This is a genomic window from Pseudomonas sp. AK-TSAG1-1, from assembly GCF_056821665.1.
This window is the reverse complement of the sequence record NZ_CM165965.1, coordinates 522,284-541,769: the sequence shown is the minus strand read 5'-3', so window position 1 is coordinate 541,769 and position 19,486 is coordinate 522,284. Positions and strand designations below refer to the sequence as shown.

Annotated in this window: 21 protein-coding genes; all 21 read left to right on the top strand. The window is 63.5% G+C overall.

The annotated features are described in order from the left end of the window. Positions 1-345 precede the first annotated feature (345 nt). The gene (locus tag AC1UK9_RS02420) at positions 346-1,071 is read left to right on the top strand and encodes a beta-ketoacyl synthase chain length factor (protein ID WP_025110234.1); all 726 of its coding nucleotides are present in this window, start codon (positions 346-348) and stop codon (positions 1,069-1,071) included. Then, positions 1,047-1,853 (top strand): lysophospholipid acyltransferase family protein, encoded by an 807-nt coding sequence (locus tag AC1UK9_RS02415; protein ID WP_473014265.1) that lies wholly within the window; start codon positions 1,047-1,049, stop codon positions 1,851-1,853. The genes AC1UK9_RS02420 and AC1UK9_RS02415 overlap by 25 nt, the downstream gene beginning before the upstream one ends. Further along, positions 1,837-2,112, top strand: a complete 276-nt coding sequence (locus AC1UK9_RS02410) for a phosphopantetheine-binding protein (RefSeq protein ID WP_127648661.1) — start codon at positions 1,837-1,839, stop codon at positions 2,110-2,112. Before AC1UK9_RS02415 ends, AC1UK9_RS02410 begins: the two co-directional genes overlap by 17 nt. A gap of 9 nt (positions 2,113-2,121) precedes the next feature. After that, complete coding sequence (locus AC1UK9_RS02405) at positions 2,122-2,376, top strand: acyl carrier protein (protein WP_007909503.1); 255 nt, start codon at positions 2,122-2,124, stop codon at positions 2,374-2,376. Further along, complete coding sequence (locus tag AC1UK9_RS02400) at positions 2,373-2,918, top strand: COG4648 family protein (RefSeq protein ID WP_025110237.1); 546 nt, start codon at positions 2,373-2,375, stop codon at positions 2,916-2,918. Before AC1UK9_RS02405 ends, AC1UK9_RS02400 begins: the two co-directional genes overlap by 4 nt. Next, the gene (locus AC1UK9_RS02395; protein WP_482579241.1) at positions 2,915-4,594 is read left to right on the top strand and encodes an ApeI family dehydratase; all 1,680 of its coding nucleotides are present in this window, start codon (positions 2,915-2,917) and stop codon (positions 4,592-4,594) included. Before AC1UK9_RS02400 ends, AC1UK9_RS02395 begins: the two co-directional genes overlap by 4 nt. A 119-nt stretch (positions 4,595-4,713) precedes the next feature. After that, positions 4,714-5,448: a glycosyltransferase family 2 protein gene (locus AC1UK9_RS02390; protein WP_025110239.1), complete on the top strand. Its 735-nt coding sequence runs from the start codon at positions 4,714-4,716 to the stop codon at positions 5,446-5,448. Then, positions 5,445-6,392, top strand: coding sequence for an LpxL/LpxP family acyltransferase (locus tag AC1UK9_RS02385; protein WP_473014262.1), 948 nt, complete (start codon positions 5,445-5,447; stop codon positions 6,390-6,392). The genes AC1UK9_RS02390 and AC1UK9_RS02385 overlap by 4 nt, the downstream gene beginning before the upstream one ends. After that, on the top strand, positions 6,373-7,917 hold the full coding sequence (locus tag AC1UK9_RS02380; RefSeq protein WP_473014261.1) for an HAL/PAL/TAL family ammonia-lyase: 1,545 nt from the start codon (positions 6,373-6,375) through the stop codon (positions 7,915-7,917). The genes AC1UK9_RS02385 and AC1UK9_RS02380 overlap by 20 nt, the downstream gene beginning before the upstream one ends. Next, positions 7,910-8,335, top strand: a complete 426-nt coding sequence (locus AC1UK9_RS02375; RefSeq protein ID WP_025110242.1) for an acyl-CoA thioesterase — start codon at positions 7,910-7,912, stop codon at positions 8,333-8,335. Before AC1UK9_RS02380 ends, AC1UK9_RS02375 begins: the two co-directional genes overlap by 8 nt. Beyond that, entirely contained in the window at positions 8,332-8,934 is a 603-nt protein-coding gene (locus tag AC1UK9_RS02370) for an outer membrane lipoprotein carrier protein LolA (protein ID WP_025110243.1), read from the top strand. Before AC1UK9_RS02375 ends, AC1UK9_RS02370 begins: the two co-directional genes overlap by 4 nt. Next, positions 8,918-11,257 (top strand): MMPL family transporter, encoded by a 2,340-nt coding sequence (locus AC1UK9_RS02365; RefSeq protein ID WP_482579237.1) that lies wholly within the window; start codon positions 8,918-8,920, stop codon positions 11,255-11,257. Before AC1UK9_RS02370 ends, AC1UK9_RS02365 begins: the two co-directional genes overlap by 17 nt. Then, positions 11,254-12,417: a cation:proton antiporter gene (locus AC1UK9_RS02360; RefSeq protein WP_482579235.1), complete on the top strand. Its 1,164-nt coding sequence runs from the start codon at positions 11,254-11,256 to the stop codon at positions 12,415-12,417. The genes AC1UK9_RS02365 and AC1UK9_RS02360 overlap by 4 nt, the downstream gene beginning before the upstream one ends. Beyond that, positions 12,404-13,651 carry an NAD(P)/FAD-dependent oxidoreductase gene (locus AC1UK9_RS02355; RefSeq protein ID WP_482579233.1) on the top strand — a complete coding sequence of 416 codons (1,248 nt, stop codon included), beginning with the start codon at positions 12,404-12,406 and terminating at the stop codon, positions 13,649-13,651. The genes AC1UK9_RS02360 and AC1UK9_RS02355 overlap by 14 nt, the downstream gene beginning before the upstream one ends. Further along, positions 13,648-14,373 carry a class I SAM-dependent methyltransferase gene (locus AC1UK9_RS02350; RefSeq protein ID WP_482579231.1) on the top strand — a complete coding sequence of 242 codons (726 nt, stop codon included), beginning with the start codon at positions 13,648-13,650 and terminating at the stop codon, positions 14,371-14,373. The genes AC1UK9_RS02355 and AC1UK9_RS02350 overlap by 4 nt, the downstream gene beginning before the upstream one ends. Positions 14,374-14,516: 143 nt before the next feature. Further along, positions 14,517-14,984 (top strand): hypothetical protein, encoded by a 468-nt coding sequence (locus AC1UK9_RS02345; protein ID WP_473014256.1) that lies wholly within the window; start codon positions 14,517-14,519, stop codon positions 14,982-14,984. Then, complete coding sequence (locus AC1UK9_RS02340; RefSeq protein ID WP_482579229.1) at positions 14,981-16,177, top strand: beta-ketoacyl-[acyl-carrier-protein] synthase family protein; 1,197 nt, start codon at positions 14,981-14,983, stop codon at positions 16,175-16,177. The genes AC1UK9_RS02345 and AC1UK9_RS02340 overlap by 4 nt, the downstream gene beginning before the upstream one ends. Beyond that, on the top strand, positions 16,174-16,638 hold the full coding sequence (locus AC1UK9_RS02335) for a hotdog family protein (protein ID WP_482579227.1): 465 nt from the start codon (positions 16,174-16,176) through the stop codon (positions 16,636-16,638). The genes AC1UK9_RS02340 and AC1UK9_RS02335 overlap by 4 nt, the downstream gene beginning before the upstream one ends. After that, entirely contained in the window at positions 16,631-17,359 is a 729-nt protein-coding gene (gene fabG / locus AC1UK9_RS02330) for a 3-oxoacyl-ACP reductase FabG (RefSeq protein WP_025110251.1), read from the top strand. The genes AC1UK9_RS02335 and fabG overlap by 8 nt, the downstream gene beginning before the upstream one ends. Then, positions 17,359-18,585 carry a beta-ketoacyl-ACP synthase gene (locus AC1UK9_RS02325; RefSeq protein ID WP_025110252.1) on the top strand — a complete coding sequence of 409 codons (1,227 nt, stop codon included), beginning with the start codon at positions 17,359-17,361 and terminating at the stop codon, positions 18,583-18,585. The genes fabG and AC1UK9_RS02325 overlap by 1 nt, the downstream gene beginning before the upstream one ends. 25 nt (positions 18,586-18,610) lie before the next feature. After that, the gene (locus AC1UK9_RS02320; RefSeq protein WP_025110253.1) at positions 18,611-19,414 is read left to right on the top strand and encodes a hypothetical protein; all 804 of its coding nucleotides are present in this window, start codon (positions 18,611-18,613) and stop codon (positions 19,412-19,414) included. Positions 19,415-19,486: the final 72 nt, after the last annotated feature.

Sequence of the window (19,486 nt, the reverse complement as noted above, 5' to 3'; positions counted from 1 at the left end):
GTGTAGATGCGCGCGGCTCGGCTTCGCTACCTCCATGGACGCGGACTACAGAGTCAGGTGCAAATATCCCCATGGTGATGGAGCAAAAACGGCCATTGATCGTCGGGATGCCCGGCAGACAAACCGCTGACGACCCGGATAATGGCCAAGTGACATTTTTTCCACGAACTATTCGGTACATTCAGCTGCGCAAAATGTAACCAGCATTTGCTACACACTCGTCGCACCGGGATAATGCGCGCCACCCGAACGTCAGGCGCCACGCCGCGTCCGGTAACGTCAGCACAGCCCGGCTGCGGCTTTGGCGACTCAACGCGTCAATAAAAGCCCGCAGGGGCGGGATAAATGTCCGTGATCAACTTCAACATCGCCCAATGGCGCGCGTGGGCTCCAGGGCTCGACAGCGTGGACGCCTGGCAGGCCTGGAGCCGACAGCCGGTTGTGCTCCAGAGCAGCGATGCCGCGCCCGATGTGTCGTTCCTCCCGGCCATGCAACGCCGGCGCCTCAGCCGCCTGGCGCGGATGGCGTTCAGTGTTGGCTGGCCGCTGGCCGACGGACGGGAAAACCTGCCGCTGGTGTTTGTTTCGCGGCACGGCGAAACCCCGCGCACCTTCGAAATCCTCAGCGATCTGGCCAAGGACGAACCGTTGTCGCCCACCCAGTTCAGCCTGTCGGTGCACAACGCGATCATCGGCCTGTGGTCGATCATGCGCGGTGAAACCAGCGAAATGACCGCCCTCGCGGCAGCCGGCGATGGCCTGGAGCACGGCATGCTTGAAGCCGCGGCCCTGCTCGACGAAGGCGCTCCGGCAGTGCTGCTGATCATCACCGAAGAACAGCCGCCCCAAGCCTACTCGCAGTGGATCGACGACGTGCCTTTTCCCTATGCGCTCGGTTTGTTGATCACCCCCGGTACCGACTGGCGGCTGACCCTGAACAGCGGCACAGAAGCAGTGTCCAAAGCGCACTGGCCGCACGCGCTGAATCTGTTGCGTACCCTGCTCGGCCAGCAACCCCATTGCCAACATGCCTGGAAAAATCGTGTATGGACCTGGCAACGCAACCCGTGACCGAGAAAAACCGCGACGCCTACTACTGGCGTCTGCTGGCCACCGCCGCGAGTTTCGCTCTGTTCGGGCTGGGCGGGCTGTGCCTGCGCCTGCTGGTGTTTCCGTTGCTCGGTTGTCTGCCCGGCGATGCGCTGAAACATCGCCAGCGCGCACGGCAGACTGTCAGTCGGCTGTTCTGGTTTTTTGTGCGGTTCATGGCCCGTACTGGCGTGCTGACCTACGACATTCAAGGGGCGGAACGCCTTGGTCGCCCGGGGCAGATGATCATCGCCAACCACCCGTCGCTGATTGATGTGGTGTTCCTGATCGGCCTGGTGCGCCAGGCCAATTGCGTGGTGAAGAAAAGCCTGTGGGAAAACCCCTTCACCCGTGGCCCGCTGCGCAGCACCGAGTACATCAGCAATGACGGCAGCATGGACATGCTCGACGCCGCCGCCGAGTCCCTGCAGAACGGCCAGACCCTGATCATTTTTCCCGAGGGCACGCGCACCCAGCCAGGGCAGGCACCGGCCTTTCATCGGGGGGCCGCGGCGATTGCCCTGCGCGGTGCGAAAATCCTGACTCCGGTGGTTATCAAGGTCAGCCCGACCACCCTGACCAAGGCCGAACCCTGGTATCGGATCCCCAGCCGCCGCGTGCACTTCAGTTTTCGTGTCGGGGCCGATATAGACCCACAGACTTTCGCCACGCAGGGGCCGGCACCGCAGGCCTCGCGCAAGCTCAACGATTATTTGCACTCTTACTTCATTAAGGAGCTCGCCGAAGATGAGCGATCTGAATAACCCGGGCCTGGTGCGCGACATCAAACTGCTGATCATCGATGCCCTGGGCCTCGAAGACATCAGCGTCGACGACATCGGCGACGAGCAGACCCTGTTTGGCGAAGGCCTGGGCCTGGATTCCGTCGACGCGCTGGAACTGGGTCTGGCGATCCAGAAAAAGTACGGCATCAAGATCGACGCCGACGCCAAAGACACCCGTAACCACTTCACCAACGTGGCGAGCCTTGCGGCGTTCGTCACGGCAAAACAGGCAGCTTGAGACCGGACCATGCAAACTCGTGACGATATTTTCAACACCCTGCGCGATGCCCTGGTCGAGCTGTTCGAACTGGATCCGGCTCGCGTGAGCCTGGAGTCAAACCTGTATCAGGATCTGGAAATCGACAGCATCGATGCGGTCGATCTGATCGATCACATCAAGCGCCAGACCGGCAAGAAAATCGCCGCCGAAGAATTCAAATCGGTGCGTACTGTCGGTGACGTAGTCGAGGCGGTCTACCGTCTGGTTCAACCGGCCGCATGAGCCGATTGATCGGCCTCGGCCTGCTGCTGGCAGGCCTGCTGTACCCCTTTGCGGTGTATTTCGGCATGGAGCACTTCGCCCCGTGGCAGTTCGGGCTGCTGCTGGGCAGCCTGTGGCTGGCGCGCGCGCTGACGGGCGAGCGCAAGCCCGGCAGCCTGTGGATGGCCTGTGTGGCAATCACGTTCTGCCTGTTGCTGGCCCTGTTCGACAGCCCGCTGTTGCTGCGTTGGTACCCGGTATTGATCAGCGGCTTCATGCTGGTGCTGTTCAGCCTGAGCCTGAAATACGGACCGCCGATGGTCGAGCGCCTGGCGCGGATCCGCGAGCCGCAACTGCCGCCCGAGGCGATCCGCTACACCCGCCAGGTCACCGTAGCCTGGAGCGTGTTTTTCTTCTGCAACGGTTTGTGCGCCGCCCTCCTGACCCTGTGGGCGCCGCTGAATTGGTGGATGTTGTACACCGGCCTGATCTCCTACGGATTGATCGGCCTGATGTTTGCCATTGAATGGCTGATACGACAACGGGTAAGAGGCCGTAAATGAACTGGAAAAAACTTGAGCACCTGTTGCTCAAGGCCCTGCCAGGGCGAGTGATCACCGACGCTCCGGCGCTCGACCACGCGCAACTGCACGAACAGGCGTTGAGCGTCGCCGCCGGCCTGCAAGCACGCGGCGTGCAGCGCATGGCGGTGCATCTGGACGATGCCGCCGACCTCGGCATCGCCCTGCTCGGTGCATGGCGCGCGGGCATCAGTGTGTTGCTGCCGGCGGATCTGCAAGCGCAGACCCGTCAGCGCTGGTCGAGTGAAGTCGACTTGTGGCTGACCGATCAGCCCGCTGATGTGCACTTGAACGACCTGCTGCAGCCGCCCCTGCCCGGCGCTGAACTGGATCTCGAGCAGTGCCGCCTGAGCCTGTGCACCTCCGGTTCCAGCGGCGAACCCAAGCGCATCGACAAGACCCTGCACCAACTGGCCAACGAGGTCGAGGCGCTGGAACAACTGTGGGGCGCCGATCTCGGTGAAGCGTGGATCATCGGCAGCGTCGCCACACAGCACATCTACGGTTTGTTGTTCCGCGTGCTGTGGCCGCTGTGCGCCGGGCGTCCGTTCGTGCGCAAGCAACTGGCGTTTCCGGAAGATCTGCAACGCGCCAGCCGCGAACACCCGGCCTTCGCCTGGGTCGGCAGCCCGGCCCTGCTCAAACGCATGGGCGACAATCTCGACTGGCCAGCCCTGAGTGCCGTGCGCCGGGTGTTTTCCTCCGGTGGCGCATTGCCGGCAGATGCCGCGCAAAGCCTGCAACAACGCTTGCAACAGTGGCCGACGGAAATACTCGGCAGCTCGGAAACCGGCGGCATTGCCTGGCGTCAGGGCACAAATCTATGGCAGCCGTTCACTGGCGTCGCACTGACTCAGGACCGCGACGGTGCGCTGTTGATCGCTTCACCGTATCTACCCACCGGACATGTCGAACACACCGCCGACGCTGCGCGCATTGCCGCCGACGGTCGTTTCGAATTGCTGGGTCGGCTGGACCGCATCGTCAAACTCGAAGAAAAACGTATTTCCCTGCCCATGCTTGAACAAGCCCTCGTCGCCCACGACTGGGTCGCCGAAGCACGGCTGGGCGTGGTCCAGGAAAACCGCGCAGTCCTCGGTGCCCTGTTGGTGCTCAGCGAGAACGGCTTGTTCGCCTTGCGTGAACACGGCCGCCGCAGTCTCACCGAAGCCCTGCGCAAACACCTGAGCCAACATTGCGAAGCCCTGGCCCTGCCGCGTCGCTGGCGTCTGCTGCGGCAATTGCCGATCAACGCGCAAGGCAAACTGCCTCAGGCCGAAGTCGATGCCCTGCTGCTGGCGCCACGGCCCAAGACCCCAGAAGTGCTGGAGCAGGTCGAAACCGACGGCGAATGGAGTCTGCAACTGAGCGTGCCGCCGGATCTGGCCTACTTCAGCGGCCACTTCCCCAAGGCCCCGGTCTTGCCCGGCGTCGTGCAAGTGGAGTGGGCGTTGAACCTCGGCCGCCAATTGCTGAACCTGCCCGGCGCATTTGCCGGCATGGAAGTGCTGAAATTCCAGCAACTGGTGCGCCCCGGCGATGAAATCCAGCTGCACCTGCGCTTCGATTCTGAGCGCAGCAAGTTGTATTTCGCTTATCGCAATGACACGGCGACGTGCTCAAGTGGGCGGATTCTTTTGGGTGTAGAGCATGATTGACCCTGGTGAGTGCTGCGCACTCAATCGCGAGCAGGCTCACTCCCACAGAAACCGCGATCTCATGTGGGAACGAGCCTGCTCGCGAAGCGGTCATTGCAGTCTTCCTGTGGAGAATCGGTATGCATAACCCTTGCGCCGTAATCCCGGTCTACAACCACGAAACCGCGATCGGCACTGTCGTCGACGCCCTGCTCGCGCAACACCTGCCGTGCATTCTGGTGGACGACGCCAGCACACCCTCCTGCGCAAAGGTGCTCGATGCGCTGGCCGAGCGCGACAATGTGCACCTGGTGCGCCTGACCCTCAATCAGGGCAAGGGCGGCGCGGTGATGACCGGTTTGCGCGAAGCGGCGCGCCTGGGGTTCAGCCATGCCTTGCAGGTCGACGCCGACGGTCAGCACGACTTGCACGACGTCGCGCGTTTCATCGAGGAGTCCCGCGCTCATCCGGACGCGATGATCTGCGGCTATCCACTGTTCGACGAAAGCGTGCCCAAGGGCCGTCTGTACGCGCGTTATCTGACCCACGTGATGGTCTGGATCAACACGCTGTCGCTGCAGATCCGCGATTCGATGTGCGGTTTTCGCGTGTATCCGCTGGCCCCGACACTGGCGGTGATCGACTCGGCTCGGGTCGGCAAGCGGATGGATTTCGACTCGGACATTCTGGTGCGCCTGTCGTGGCGCAATCAGCCGATGCGTTGGCTGCAGACCAGCGTGCATTATCCGCTGGACGGCGTTTCGCACTTCCGTCTGTTCCACGACAACGCGCTGATTTCCAGTATGCATACCCGGTTGTTCTTCGGCATGGTGCTGCGCCTGCCGCTGATCCTCTGGCGCCGGTGGCGGACATGAGCATCGAGACCGACAAGAAGCACTGGGCCGACCGCGAGGAGCGCGGCAGTTTCCTGCTGATGAAATTCACCGCGCTGGCCGCCAAAGTGCTTGGCCGGCGCCTGCTCAGTCCGTTGCTGTATGGCATCGTCCTGTACTTTTTCCTGTTCGGCCGTATCGCCCGACGCAGTGCATGGCAATACCAGCAACGTCTGGCCGACTGGAGCCAGCGCGACGATCTGCGCCCGAGCCACTGGCGGGTATTCGGCCAGTTCATGGCGTTCGCCGATTCGTTGCTCGACAAGCTCGACGTGTGGAACGGCAAGATCCGCATCGAGCAGATCGAAATCATCGACCCGGCACTGCTGCGCAATCAGTTGCGCGGCAGTCGCGGGCAATTGCTGGTCGGCGCGCACCTGGGCAACCTCGAAGTCTGTCGGGCGCTGGCAGAGATCGGCGAAAAGGTCACCATGAACGTGCTGGTGCACACCAAGCACGCCGAGCAGTTCAACCGCTTGCTGGGCGAGGCCGGGGCGACCAATCTGCGCCTGATTCAGGTCAGCGAACTGGACCCGGTGATCATGCTGCAACTGCACGAACGCCTGGAGCGTGGCGAATGGCTGGCGATTGCCGGCGACCGCGTGCCGCTGCACGGCGGGCGCAGCGTCACCGTCGACTTTCTCGGCCACCCGGCCCCCTTCCCGCAGGGGCCGTGGCTGCTGGCCGGATTGCTCAAATGCCCGGTCAATTTGCTGATGTGCCTGAAACAACCGGACGGCCACTATCGCCTGACCCTCGAACCGTTCGCCGACAGCGTGGTGTGGACACGCCGCGAGCGCGAGCAGGTCATTCATCAGTGGGCCACCCGCTATGCGCAGCGCCTGAGTCACTATTGCCTCGAAGCCCCGCACCAATGGTTCAACTTTTACCCTTTCTGGAAGACCGATGACGACGCCAACCCATGAGCCGGTAACCTTCGGCGAACGCCCTTTGCGCATCGAAGACGTGCTGGCCCTGGCCAACCGTCAGGCGCCCGTGCAGTTGCAGAGCGACGCCGCTTACCGCGAACGCATCGCCAAGGGTGCGCGGTTTCTCGATTCGCTGCTGGACAAGGAAGGCGTGATCTACGGCGTGACCACCGGTTACGGCGATTCCTGTGTGGTCGCAGTGCCGCTGCATCACGTCGAGGCGCTGCCCCGTCATCTGTACACCTTCCACGGTTGCGGGCTGGGCAAACTGCTCGACGCCCAGGCCACCCGTGCCGTACTGGCCGCGCGTTTGCAGTCGTTGTGCCACGGCGTGTCCGGAGTGCGAATCGAACTGCTGGAGCGCCTGCACGCGTTTCTTGAACATGACGTCCTGCCGCTGATTCCGGAAGAAGGTTCGGTGGGTGCCAGCGGCGATCTGACGCCGCTGTCCTACGTCGCCGCGACCCTGTCCGGTGAGCGTGAAGTGATGTTCCGTGGCGAGCGCCGCCAGTCCGCCGATGTGCACCGCGAGCTCGGCTGGACGCCATTGGTGCTGCGCCCGAAAGAAGCGCTGGCCTTGATGAACGGCACCGCGGTGATGACCGGCCTTGCCTGCCTGGCCTTCGCCCGCGCCGACTATCTGCTGCAACTGGCCACACGCATCACCGCGCTCAACGTGGTCGCGCTACAAGGCAACCCGGAACACTTCGACGAGCGTCTGTTCGCCGCCAAACCGCATCCGGGACAGATGCAGGTCGCCGCATGGCTGCGCAAGGATCTGGCGATCGACGCCCCGACTGCGCCGCTGCACCGCCTGCAGGATCGCTACTCGCTGCGCTGCGCCCCGCATGTGCTCGGCGTGCTGGCCGACAGCCTGAACTGGCTGCGTTCGTTCATCGAAACCGAACTCAACAGCGCCAATGACAACCCGATCATCGACGCCGAAGCCGAGCGTGTGCTGCACGGTGGGCACTTCTATGGCGGGCACATCGCCTTCGCCATGGACAGCCTGAAAAACCTGGTGGCCAACGTTGCCGACCTGCTCGACCGGCAACTCGCCTTGCTGGTCGATGAACGTTACAACCACGGTTTGCCGAGCAACCTGTCCGGCGCCCCGGCGGATCGCGCGATGATCAACCATGGCTTCAAGGCCGTGCAGATCGGCACCAGCGCCTGGACCGCCGAAGCGTTGAAAAACACCATGCCGGCCAGCGTGTTCTCACGCTCCACCGAGTGCCACAACCAGGACAAGGTGAGCATGGGCACCATCGCCGCCCGCGACGCAATTCGCGTACTGGAGCTGACCGAACAGGTGGCTGCCGCCACGTTGCTCGCGGCCAATCAGGGCGTCTGGTTGCGGGGTCGCGATGAAGACGCACGTGCGCTGCCACCTTCTCTGGCCGCCATGCACGAAGAGCTTGCCAGGGACTTCCCGCCGGTCATCGAGGACCGCGCACTGGAAGGCGAACTGCGCCTGTGCCTGCAACGCATTGCCGAGCAACACTGGAGGCTGCATGCGTAGCGCCGGAGTGCTGCACGCCGACACGGAAATCCTCGTGCCGTTCTTCGACATCGACACCATGCACGTGGTCTGGCACGGGCATTACGTCAAATACCTGGAGGTGGCGCGTTGCGCGCTGCTCGACCGGATCGGCCACAACTACACGCAGATGTCCGAGTCCGGCTATGCCTGGCCGATCATCGACTTGCAACTGCGTTACGTGCGTGGCGCGGTGTTCGGCCAGCGCTTGAACGTGCGCGCCAGTCTGGTGGAGTGGGAGAACCGGTTGAAGATCAATTACCTGATCACCGACCTGCAGAGCGGCGAACGCCTGACTCGCGCCAGCTCGGTGCAAGTGGCGGTCGAGATCAGCAGCCGCGAGATGCAACTGGCCTCACCCAAAGTGTTCACCGATGCGGTGCAAAGGATGCTGCGATGAACCTGATCTGCAAATGCCTGGGTGCGATGGCACTGCTCGCGGTATCGAGCCTGGCCAGCGCCTTCGACCTGCAACAGCTAAGTGAGCAACTGGCGAAACCGGACGTGATTCACGGCCGGTTCATCCAGGAAAAACACCTGCGTGCCCTGCCCCAGCCGTTGATCAGCAAGGGCAGCTTCGTCCTGGCGAAAAGTCACGGCCTGCTCTGGTTGCTCAAGACCCCGCTGCAACAGGACTACCGCATCACCGGCAACGGCATCGCTCGCCGTGACGGCAACCGTTGGCAGATGTTGCCGAACAAGAGCGCCGGGGCCGAGCAGAACCGCTTGTTCCTCGCGGTACTGCAAGGTGACAGCAGCGGCCTGCAACGGGATTTCGAACTGGCCCTGAGCGGCGACGCACAGCAGTGGAAACTGACCCTGACCCCGCGCTCGTTGCTGCTCAAGCAAGTGTTCAACCGGATCAACATCGACGGCGGTGAGCTGGTGCAGACCATCGAACTGCTGGAAACCCAGGGCGACAGCACCGTGTTGCGCATGCAGGACAGCACCGCAAGCCAACCGTTGAGCGATACGGAGCAACATGACTTTGCCGAGTGAACGCAGGCTGCCGTGGCTGTTTCTGATCCTGCTGCTGGCGGTCGTCGCGCTGGCCGGGTGGCAGTGGCGCGACGGTGCGCCGCTGTCGGCCAACCTCATGGAACTGGTGCCCGGCACCCACCCTGACGCCCTCGAACTGCGTGCCGAACAGCGCATGCAGGAACCGCTCAACCGGGAAATGCTGGTGCTGGTCGGCCACGCCGATCGCCAGCAGGCGGTCGCCATGGCACAAACCCTGGGCGAGCAGTGGCAAGCCAGCGGTCTGTTCGAAAAGGTCCAGTGGAACCTGCAAGCCGACCTCCCGGCCCTGCGCACGCAACTGCTGCAAGGACGTCTGGCGATGCTCTCGGCGGATGACCGGCAACTGCTGAGCGAACATCCTGACGCGTTTATTCAGCAACGGGTGCAGGCCCTGTTCGACCCGTTCACCGGTTTCAGTCTGGTGCCGAGCCAGGATGACTGGCTGGGCCTCACCGGACGCATCCAGAACAGCCAGCCGAAGCACGGCGCGGTGCAGCTGGACATCGGCAGCGGCGTACTGGTCGCCGACGCCGACGGCAAGAGTTGGGTGCTGTTGCGCGCGCGCACCACCGGCAATGCCTTCGACATGAACCTGCCGCTGAAAGTCGCGGACTTGCTCCAGCACAGTCGCGAGCAGGCGGCGAAAGCCGACGTGCAACTGCTGGCCGCCAGCGGCCTGCTCTACGCCGCCAACGGTCAGCAACAAGCCACTCGCGAAATGACCTGGGTCGGCGGCGGCGCCACCCTTGGCATTCTGTTGCTGCTGCTGTTGGTGTTTCGTCGCTGGCGGGTGTTGCTGGCGTTTGTGCCGGTGCTGGTGGGCATGTTGTTCGGTGCGGTGGCCTGCGTGGCGCTGTTCGGCCACATGCATGTGATGACGCTGGTGCTGGGTTCCAGCCTGATCGGCGTAGCAGTCGACTACCCGCTGCACTATCTGTCGAAGAGCTGGAGCCTCAAACCGTGGCGCAGTTGGCCGGCCTTGCGCCTGACGCTCTGCGGGCTGACCTTGAGCCTGATCACCAGCGCCATCGGTTATCTGGCGTTGGCCTGGACGCCATTCCCGGCCCTGACGCAGATCGCGGTGTTCTCTGCCGCCGGATTGCTCGGCGCTTACCTGTCGGCGGTGTGCCTGCTGCCGGCCCTGCTGAAAAACGTCGAGCTGCTTCCCGCGCAATGGCCGCTACGCCTGGCCGAACGCCTGGTGAAACTGCGCGAAACCCTGCTCGAACACGTCCGCACGCCGGTGCTGCTGGCGCTATTGATCGCCTTCTGCGCCGGCGGTCTGGTGCAACTGCAAAGCAAGAACGACATTCGTCAGTGGGTCGGCGCGCCGCAACGCCTGACTGACGAAGCGCAAACCATCGCGCGCATCACCGGCTATCAACCGACCAGCCAGTTCTTCCTGGTGCGCGGGGCCAATCAGCAGGAATTACTGGAGCGTCAGGCCGCGTTGAGCGAGCGCCTGCAACAACTGGTCAACCTCGACAAACTGCAAGGTTATCTGGCCCTCGATCAACTGCTCAGCCCGCCGAGCCAGCAACAGCAGGTTCGCGAAGCACTGCGCAAACTGCCGCAATACTGGCAGCCATTGCAGGACCTCGGCGTACCGCTCGCCGCGCTGCAAAGCGAGCTGCAACAATTGCAGAATCTGCCCGCCGAGGACATCGACGCGGCACTGGCCGGCCCTCTGGGCGAGCCTTACCGCACGCTATGGCTCGGTCCGACCGCTGACGGTGTGGCGGCGATGACCAGCCTGCAAGGCCTGAACAACCCGGCGCTGCTGCGGGTGCAGGCACTCGACTTGCCGGGGGTGATGCTGGTTGACCGCCTTGGCGAGTTGAACGAGGTGTTCGCCGCGACTCAGATCAGCGCCGCCGAATTGAAACTCGCCTCCTGCGTGTTGATCGTGCTGGTACTGATCGTGCCATTCGGCTTCGGCGGCGCGCTGCGCATCGTCGCCCTGCCGCTGCTGGCGGCGCTGTGCAGCCTCGCCAGTCTCGGCTGGCTCGGCCAGCCGCTGACCCTGTTCAGCCTGTTCGGCCTGCTGCTGGTGACGGCCATCAGCGTCGATTACGCGATCCTCATGCGCGAGCAGGTCGGCGGTGCCGCTGTCAGCCTGCTAGGCACCCTGCTGGCGGCGCTGACGACGTGGCTGTCGTTCGGTCTGCTGGCAGTGTCCAGCACACCGGCGGTGAGCAATTTCGGTCTGGCGGTCAGCCTCGGGCTGGCCTTCAGCTTCATCCTCGCGCCGTGGGCCGGGCGTCACGCCCACAGCGCCGTCGTCGCGGAGCCCACAGCGTGATGGTCGCCGGCTTCTGGCTGATGGCCCTGGCGCTGTTCGCCATGGCGACCCGCATCGGCCGGCATTTCGGCCTGATCCCGATCGTCAGCCAGTTGCTGCTGGCAAGCTTCGGTTTGCCGCTGTTGATGTACTTCTGGATCGAACCGGGCTGGCAACTCAGTGGCCCCGTGCTGATTGCACCGGTGTGGCTGAAAGACCTCTACAGTCTGAGTTTCGCGCTGTTGCTGGGGCACATCCTCAGCGATGTGATCGACCTGCGCCTCGACCGCCAGAGCGTGAAAATCGCCGTGCCGAGTTTTGCCGTGCCGTTCGCCTGCGGCCTGGCGGTCGCCTGTTGGCTGCTGCCGGCACAACCGTGGCTGAATTCACTGGCGATCGGTCTGGTGTTCGCGATTACCGCAATCCCGGTGCTGTACCTGTACCTGCGCCACATCGACTACCCACCTGCCGCCACCCGGCGTCTGGTGCAGACCGCGATCCTGATCGACCTGACCTGCTGGACACTGTTCGGCCTCGCTCAGGGCAGCCTGCATTTGAACAGCCTGTTGCTGCCGCTGGGGTTGGCGTGTGTGCCGGTGCTGCTGCACTTGTTGCGCGTGCGTCGACCGCTGACCTACAGCCTCGGCTTCTTCGCGCTGCTGGTGCTGGCCGAGCACTACAAGCTCAACGCACTGATTGTCGGCATCGGCTACCTGTTGTGCATGGCGTTGTTGAAAGTGCCATTGGTGCTGCCATTGCCGGCGCTGTGGATGAGCCGTTTGCAGACGTGGATCGCCATCCCGCTGATCCTCACGTTCGGCATCGTGCAGATCGACGTGCACAGTGCCCTCGCCAGCCTCGGTGCGGTGCAATGGGCCGCCCTGCTGCTGCTGCCGATCGTCAGTAAACTGCTCGGTAACTGGCTCGGTCTGGGCTGGGCCGGTGCATCGTTCGAAGGTGCCAGCCGCTGGCGCGAAAGCGTGCTGCTGAACATCCGTGGCCTGAGTGAAATCGTCTTTCTCAACCTGTTGCTGCAACAACAGCTGATCAGCCCGGCGCTGTACTTCGCGCTGATGCTGATGGGCCTGATCGCGACGCTGTTGCCGGCCCTGATCGGCCTGCATCGCGCGCCCCTGAAACACACCGCCACCGCGCCCGGGAGTTCACGTGCCAACCGTTGAAATGCAACGTCGTCAGGTAGTGATCATCGGTGCCGGCCCGTCCGGTGCCATCGCCGCCGCACTGCTCAAGCGCAAGGGCCACGACGTGCTGGTGATCGAGCGCCAGCACTTCCCGCGCTTTTCCATCGGCGAAAGCCTGCTGTGTCATTGCCTGGACTTCGTCGAAGAGGCCGGCATGCTCGACGCCGTCAACGCCGCCGGGTTCCAGCGCAAGACCGGTGCCGCGTTTGCCTGGGGCGAGCGCTACAGCGCGTTCGATTTCAGCGACACCTTCAGCGGTGGCAAGCCGACCACTTTCCAGGTGCAGCGCGCCGATTTCGACACGCTGCTGGCTGATCAGGCGGCGCTGCAAGGTGTCGAGATCCGTTATGGCGAGGCCATCGTCCGCGTCGATTTCAACCAGGCCAAACCGCAGCTCGACGTGCGGTGCGAAGACGGCAGCGAGTACCGCGTCGAAGCGGATTTTGTACTCGACGCCAGCGGTTACGGTCGCGTGTTGTCGCGCTTGCTCGATCTTGAAGCACCGTCGAATTTCCCGCTGCGCCAGGCAGTGTTCACCCACGTCGAAGATCACATCGACAACCCGGCCTTCGACCGCGAGAAAATCCTCGTCACCACCCATCCAGAGCACCGCGACATCTGGTTCTGGACGATCCCGTTCAGCAACGGTCGCTGCTCAGTGGGCGTAGTGGCTGCCGCCGAACACTTCAAGGGCCGTGATAGCGATCTGGACGCTTGTCTGCGCGGCTTCATCGCCCAAACCCCAAGCCTCGCCGGCGTGCTGAACAACGCCGTGTGGGACACCCCGGCGCGCACCCTCGGCGGTTATGCGGCCAACGTCAAAACCCTGCACGGCCCGGGCTTCGCCCTGCTCGGCAACGCGGCGGAATTTCTCGACCCGGTGTTTTCCTCCGGCGTGACCATCGCCATGCGCTCGGCGAGCATGGCCGCCGCGGTGTTGCACCGTCAGTTGCAAGGCGAAGCTGTTGATTGGCAGCACGAATTCGCCGCGCCGCTCAAACGCGGGGTCGACACTTTTCGCTGCTACGTCGAGGGCTGGTACGCCGGCACCTTCCAGGACGTGATTTTTCATGAAGACAGCCAGGCGGACATCCGCCGGATGATCTGCTCGATCCTCGCCGGTTACGCCTGGGATGAACGCAACCCGTTCGTCAGCGAAGCGCGCCGCCGGCTGAAGATGATTTCCGAACTCTGTGCAAAGGACGCCCCATGAATTACTTGAGCGACAGCTACGTCGAGGAAACCCGCTTCGGTTTCTGGTTCCTGCGCAGCCACACCTGGCAGCACCATGTGTTGCGCGTGGCAATCAACGACCTGCGCGGGCTGTTCAGCGAGTCACTGCCCGCCAATCCGGTACTGCTGGATGCCGGCTGTGGCCAGGGCAAGTCGTTCCGGTATCTGCGCCAGACCTTCGCCCCACAGCGTTTGATTGGCATCGATGCGGACCCACACAGCCTTGAATTGAGCGCTGCAGAAGCGGCGCGCCAGGGTTTCGACGTCGAGCTGATCGGCAGCGACTGCGCCACGCTCAACGTGGCGGACGCCAGTGTCGATCTGCTGTTCTGCCACCAGACCTTTCATCATCTGGTCGAACAGGAAAAGGCCCTCGCCGAGTTCTATCGTGTGCTCAAACCGGGTGGTTACCTGCTGTTCGCCGAGTCCACCGAGGCCTACATTGATACTTGGGTGATCCGCTGGCTGTTCCGCCATCCAATGCATGTGCAAAAGAGCGCGGCGCAGTATCTGGAGATGATTCGCCAGCAGGGTTTCGAGTTCGCCGAGCGCAATGTCTCGTACCCGTATCTGTGGTGGAGCCGGTCGAAAGATTTCGGCTTGCTGGAGCGGTTTGGATTGCGCCGGCCAAAACCGTTCGGCGAGCGCGAAGAAACCTTGGTGAATGTCGTTGCCCGCAAGCCATTGCAGGAATCCATCTGATGCCACGCTATCGACCTGCACACCTGACCTCCTGTGGGAGCGGGCTTGCTCGCGAAAGCGGTGGGTCAGCTTGCTGCAATGCTGGACGTGCCGACGCCTTCGCGAGCAAGCCCGCTCCCACAGGGTTTGGGGTGTGGCTGGTAATGGTGATATCTGCCCTGTTGCTCAGTGCCTGCGCCAGCCAGGCTCCGCTACCCGCGAGCAGTCCGACTCTACCGCTGCCGCTGCAGTTGCACATCGAACGGCAACAAGCCGACCAACGTCAGGACTGGCTTCTGGTGATTCAGCGCGAAGGCCCCGGCATCCGCTGGTCGATGATGGACCCGCTGGGCATTCCCCAGGCCCGTCAGCAACTGGTCGATGGGCACTGGCAGGCCGACGGGCTGCTGCCGCCCAATCCGGAAGCCCGGGAGCTGTTTGCCGCTTTGCTGTTCGCCCTGACGCCGTCCGGCGAGCTGCTGCGCAATTATCCCGCCGCGCAGCAACAGGCCGGGCAACGCTCGCTGCCGCCGCGCTGGGCGATCCGTTATGCACAACCGTTGAGCTTCGAATTGAACCTGCCCCAAGGCCCGCACTATCGGGTTTCTCCCCTCGGTGAGCCGACGCCATGACTGCCTACCTCAATGCCCTCGGCGTGATCTGCGCGCTGGGCCGCGACAAGCAACAAGTCGCGCACAACCTGTTTGCCGGTGATTGCTCGGGCATGCGCCACGAGTCCGGCTGGGTCGCCGGGCGTGAGTTGCCCGTGGCGGCGGTGCACGCTGAGCTGGCAGCCATTCCAGCCGAACTGGCCGACCAGCGCAGCCGCAACAATCAACTGCTGCTGGAAGCCGCGCTGCAAATTCGCGCTGACATCGACCAAGCGATCCAGACCTTCGGTCGCGAGCGCATCGGCGTGGTGCTCGGCACCAGTACTTCGGGCATCGACGAAGCCAGCCGTGGTCTGGCGCACTACCTTCGCGAACAGCAGTTCCCCGCCGAATACGATTACCGTCAGCAGGAACTCGGCGCCCCGGCGAATTTTCTGGCCGACTGGCTGCAACTCAGCGGCCCGGCCTACGTGATCTCCACCGCCTGCACCTCCAGCGCCCGGGCGCTGATGAGCGCGCAGCGCCTGCTCGATCTGGGCCTGTGCGATGCCGTACTGTGCGGCGGGGTCGACAGCCTGTGCAAGCTGACACTCAACGGTTTCAGCGCGCTGGAGGCGGTGTCCGACGAGCGCTGCAATCCGTTCTCGGCCAACCGCAACGGCATCAACATCGGCGAAGCGGCGGTGCTGTTCCTGATGAGCAAGCAGCGCGGCGAGGGGCCGGCCATCGCCCTGCTCGGCGCCGGGGCCAGCTCCGACGCGCACCACATTTCCGCCCCGGAACCGAGCGGCCGCGGCGCCCTGCAAGCGATGCACAAAGCCCTGAGCCGCGCACAGCTGCACGCTGCGCAAATCCATTACCTGAACCTGCACGGCACGGCGACCCAGCACAACGACGCGATGGAAAGTCTGGCGGTCGCCACGCTGTTCCCCGACGGCGTGGCCTGCTCGTCGACCAAGCCGATGACCGGCCATACCCTCGGCGCTGCCGGTGCACTGGAAGCGGCGTTCTGCTGGCTGAGCCTGAGCGCCGACAATCCGCAACAGGCCTTGCCGCCGCACGTCTGGGACGCTCAGCCCGATCCCGACCTGCCAGCCCTGAACTGGGTGACCGCGAACACACACCTGTCGTCCATTGCACCGCGCTACCTGATGAGCAACTCGTTTGCCTTCGGGGGCAACAACGTCAGCCTGATTATCGGAGACGCCCCATGACTGACTGGCCGCTCGCCGAATTGCTGCCCCACGCTGGCGACATGATTCTGATCGACCGCGTCCTCGGTTTCGACGAAGAACAGATCCACACCTGTCTCACGGTCAAGCCCAACGGCTTGTTCAACCTGCCCGACGGCAGCCTGCCGGCGTGGGTCGGCGTAGAGCTGATGGCGCAAAGCGTCGCCGCGTTCGCCGGTTGCCACGCGCGGCACAAAGGCAATCCGGTGGAGCTGGGTTTCCTGCTCGGCACACGTAAATTCGAGTGCAACGTCGAGGCTTTCCCCGCCGGCAGCGAACTGACCATCCATGGCATCCGCTCGCTGGAAGACGACAACGGCATGGGCGTGTTCGAATGCCACATCCACGGGCACGGCATCGAAGCCAGTGCGCGCTTGAATGTGTTCCGCCCGCCCCAGCCATCCCAATATCTTGAACAAAACCGGGAGTCGAACGATGACTGAATCCGTACTGGTCACCGGCTCCAGCCGTGGCATCGGCCGCGCCATTGCCCTACGCCTGGCACAGGCCGGGCACGACATCGTCCTGCATTGCCGCAGCGGCGTGGCCGAAGCCCAAGCGGTGCAGACCGAGATCGAAGCGTTGGGCCGCAACGCGCGCATTCTGCAATTTGATGTCGCCGACCGCGAAACCTGCAAAACCATCCTCGAAGCCGACGTTGAAACCCACGGCGCCTATTACGGCGTGGTGCTCAACGCCGGGCTGACCCGCGACGGTGCGTTTCCGGCGCTGAGCGATGACGATTGGGACGTGGTGCTGCGCACCAACCTCGACGGTTTCTACAACGTCCTGCACCCGGTGATGATGCCGATGATCCGTCGTCGCGCCGCCGGTCGGATCGTCTGCATCACCTCGGTATCGGGCTTGATCGGCAATCGAGGCCAGGTCAACTACAGCGCCTCAAAGGCCGGTGTGATTGGCGCTGCGAAAGCGTTGGCGATCGAGCTGGGCAAGCGCAAAATCACGGTTAACTGCGTCGCGCCGGGCCTGATCGACACGGCGATGCTGGATGAAAACGTGCCGGTGGAAGAACTGATGAAGATGATCCCCGCACAACGCATGGGCACCCCGGAAGAGGTGGCCTCTGCGGTGAATTTCCTGATGTCGGCGGAAGCCTCGTACATCACCCGCCAGGTGCTGGCGGTCAACGGAGGCTTGTGCTGATGAAGCGCGTCGTCGTCACCGGCATGGCCGGCATCACCTCGCTGGGCAGCGACTGGCAGACCATCGCCGGCAACTTCGCGGCCAACCGCAGCGGCATCCGCCGGATGGACGAGTGGGATCGCTTCAGCGAACTCAACACCCGTCTGGCCGGCCCGATCGATGACTTCGTCGTACCCGCGCACTGGACACGCAAGCAATTGCGCAGCATGGGCCGCGTGTCGCGTCTGGCAGTCGGCGCGGCAGAACAGGCACTGGCAGATGCCGGGCTGCTTGGCGACGAAACGATCAAGGACGGGCGCATGGGCGTGGCCTGCGGCTCGTCCACCGGCAGCACCGACGAGATCAAGGCGTTCGGCAACATGCTGCTCAACTCGGTGGCCGAGGGCCTCAACGCCAACTCCTACGTGCGGATGATGCCGCACACCACCGCCGCCAACATCAGCATTTTCTTCGGCCTCACCGGACGTCTGATCCCGACGTCCAGCGCCTGCACCAGCGGCAGCCAGGGCATCGGCTACGCCTACGAGGCGATCAAGTTCGGACGCCTGCCGCTAATGCTCGCCGGCGGCGCCGAAGAACTGTGCCCGACCGAGGCGATGGTCTTCGACGCACTCTACGCCACCAGCCTGAAAAACGACGCGCCGCAGACCAGCCCACGCCCGTACGACAAGGGCCGCGACGGCCTGGTGATCGGTGAGGGCGGCGGCATGCTGGTGCTTGAAGAGCTGGAACACGCCTTGGCGCGCGGTGCGCGGATCCATGCCGAAATCGTCGGTTTCGGCAGCAACGCCGACGGCCAGCACACCACCCGCCCCGAGCAGATCACCATGCGCCGCGCCATGGAACTGGCGCTGGAAGACGCCGGGCTCACCCCGGATGCAATCGGTTACGTAAATGGTCACGGCACCGCTACAGAACAGGGCGACATTGCCGAAACACTGGCAACCAGCAGCTTGTTCGGCGAACGCATGCCGATCAGCTCGCAGAAGAGTTTCCTCGGCCACACGCTCGGGGCCTGCGGCGCGCTGGAGTCGTGGTTCAGCATCGAAATGCTCAACCGCGATGTGTACGTGCACACGCTCAACCTCGACGAGGTCGATCCGCACTGCGGCAAACTCGACTACCTGCGCGGCGAATTCCGCCAGATGCATCACGAGTACGTGATGAACAACAATTTCGCTTTTGGTGGCGTCAACACCTCGTTGATTTTCCGCCGCTGGCACTGACCGCAATACGTTTGGAGTGAAGGGAATGACTCAGTTTCACCGCATCGCCGCCCTGTTGGCCCTGGCCTTTGTGCTCGGCGGTTGCACCAGCAAACCGGTGTACAACGCCAAGGAACAATTCTCGCCCAACCTCGGCTTTACCCAGCAACAGATGAGCCGCGCCATCGTCACTGCGCTCAACGACCGCCAATGGGTCGTGCAATCGGTGCGCCCGGGCATGATCAAGGCAGCGATCACCGTACGCGGCCGCCACCACGCCGAAGTCGACATCCCGTTCAGCCCGACCTCGTTCGAAATCGACTACCGCAGCAGCTATGGCCTGGACGCCAAGGACGGCAAGATCCACGGCAACTACAACCGCTGGGTCAACCGCCTGCGCGACAACGTGCTCAAGGAACTGTCGATCAACCCGGACATCGAGTTCGTCAACGATCTGGGCATCGTCAAGCAAGGCGCCGACGAGCCGACCTACCTGAGCTTTCGCGAAGGCGTCAAACGCGCCACCGACGCCGGCCTGCTGGACGGCAGCGTGAAGTTCTACCTGGCCGGCGAAACCCTGCCCAAACAGGTGCGCACACTCGACACCGTGAGCAGCAGCCGCAAGACCAACGGCTCGAACAAATCCGATGCCGACGCCTGCTACTGGGCCCTGCAATCGGCCCTCGCGACCCTGCAGAACGCCGCGAAAAAAGCCGACGCCAACGCCGTGATCAATATCGCCAGCGTCGACCAGCGCGACCTGTACAAAGACACCGAAAAGTTTCAGTGCCGTGCCGGGCTGGTGGTGTCGAGCGTAGCGTTGCGAGGTGACCTCGCTCACGTCGACTGAACGGCTTGACCTGCATCCTGCAGCCATAATAAGGGCGCCATTTGGCGCCCTTTTTTCATTCGGCACTACACT

Coding starts and splice junctions, on each gene's coding strand:
- AC1UK9_RS02420 (WP_025110234.1), top strand. CDS start 346: ATGTCCGTGATCAACTTCAACATCGCCCAATGGCGCGCGTGGGCTCCA.
- AC1UK9_RS02415 (WP_473014265.1), top strand. CDS start 1,047: ATGGACCTGGCAACGCAACCCGTGACCGAGAAAAACCGCGACGCCTAC.
- AC1UK9_RS02410 (WP_127648661.1), top strand. CDS start 1,837: ATGAGCGATCTGAATAACCCGGGCCTGGTGCGCGACATCAAACTGCTG.
- AC1UK9_RS02405 (WP_007909503.1), top strand. CDS start 2,122: ATGCAAACTCGTGACGATATTTTCAACACCCTGCGCGATGCCCTGGTC.
- AC1UK9_RS02400 (WP_025110237.1), top strand. CDS start 2,373: ATGAGCCGATTGATCGGCCTCGGCCTGCTGCTGGCAGGCCTGCTGTAC.
- AC1UK9_RS02395 (WP_482579241.1), top strand. CDS start 2,915: ATGAACTGGAAAAAACTTGAGCACCTGTTGCTCAAGGCCCTGCCAGGG.
- AC1UK9_RS02390 (WP_025110239.1), top strand. CDS start 4,714: ATGCATAACCCTTGCGCCGTAATCCCGGTCTACAACCACGAAACCGCG.
- AC1UK9_RS02385 (WP_473014262.1), top strand. CDS start 5,445: ATGAGCATCGAGACCGACAAGAAGCACTGGGCCGACCGCGAGGAGCGC.
- AC1UK9_RS02380 (WP_473014261.1), top strand. CDS start 6,373: ATGACGACGCCAACCCATGAGCCGGTAACCTTCGGCGAACGCCCTTTG.
- AC1UK9_RS02375 (WP_025110242.1), top strand. CDS start 7,910: ATGCGTAGCGCCGGAGTGCTGCACGCCGACACGGAAATCCTCGTGCCG.
- AC1UK9_RS02370 (WP_025110243.1), top strand. CDS start 8,332: ATGAACCTGATCTGCAAATGCCTGGGTGCGATGGCACTGCTCGCGGTA.
- AC1UK9_RS02365 (WP_482579237.1), top strand. CDS start 8,918: ATGACTTTGCCGAGTGAACGCAGGCTGCCGTGGCTGTTTCTGATCCTG.
- AC1UK9_RS02350 (WP_482579231.1), top strand. CDS start 13,648: ATGAATTACTTGAGCGACAGCTACGTCGAGGAAACCCGCTTCGGTTTC.
- AC1UK9_RS02345 (WP_473014256.1), top strand. CDS start 14,517: ATGGTGATATCTGCCCTGTTGCTCAGTGCCTGCGCCAGCCAGGCTCCG.
- AC1UK9_RS02340 (WP_482579229.1), top strand. CDS start 14,981: ATGACTGCCTACCTCAATGCCCTCGGCGTGATCTGCGCGCTGGGCCGC.
- AC1UK9_RS02335 (WP_482579227.1), top strand. CDS start 16,174: ATGACTGACTGGCCGCTCGCCGAATTGCTGCCCCACGCTGGCGACATG.
- fabG (WP_025110251.1), top strand. CDS start 16,631: ATGACTGAATCCGTACTGGTCACCGGCTCCAGCCGTGGCATCGGCCGC.
- AC1UK9_RS02325 (WP_025110252.1), top strand. CDS start 17,359: ATGAAGCGCGTCGTCGTCACCGGCATGGCCGGCATCACCTCGCTGGGC.
- AC1UK9_RS02320 (WP_025110253.1), top strand. CDS start 18,611: ATGACTCAGTTTCACCGCATCGCCGCCCTGTTGGCCCTGGCCTTTGTG.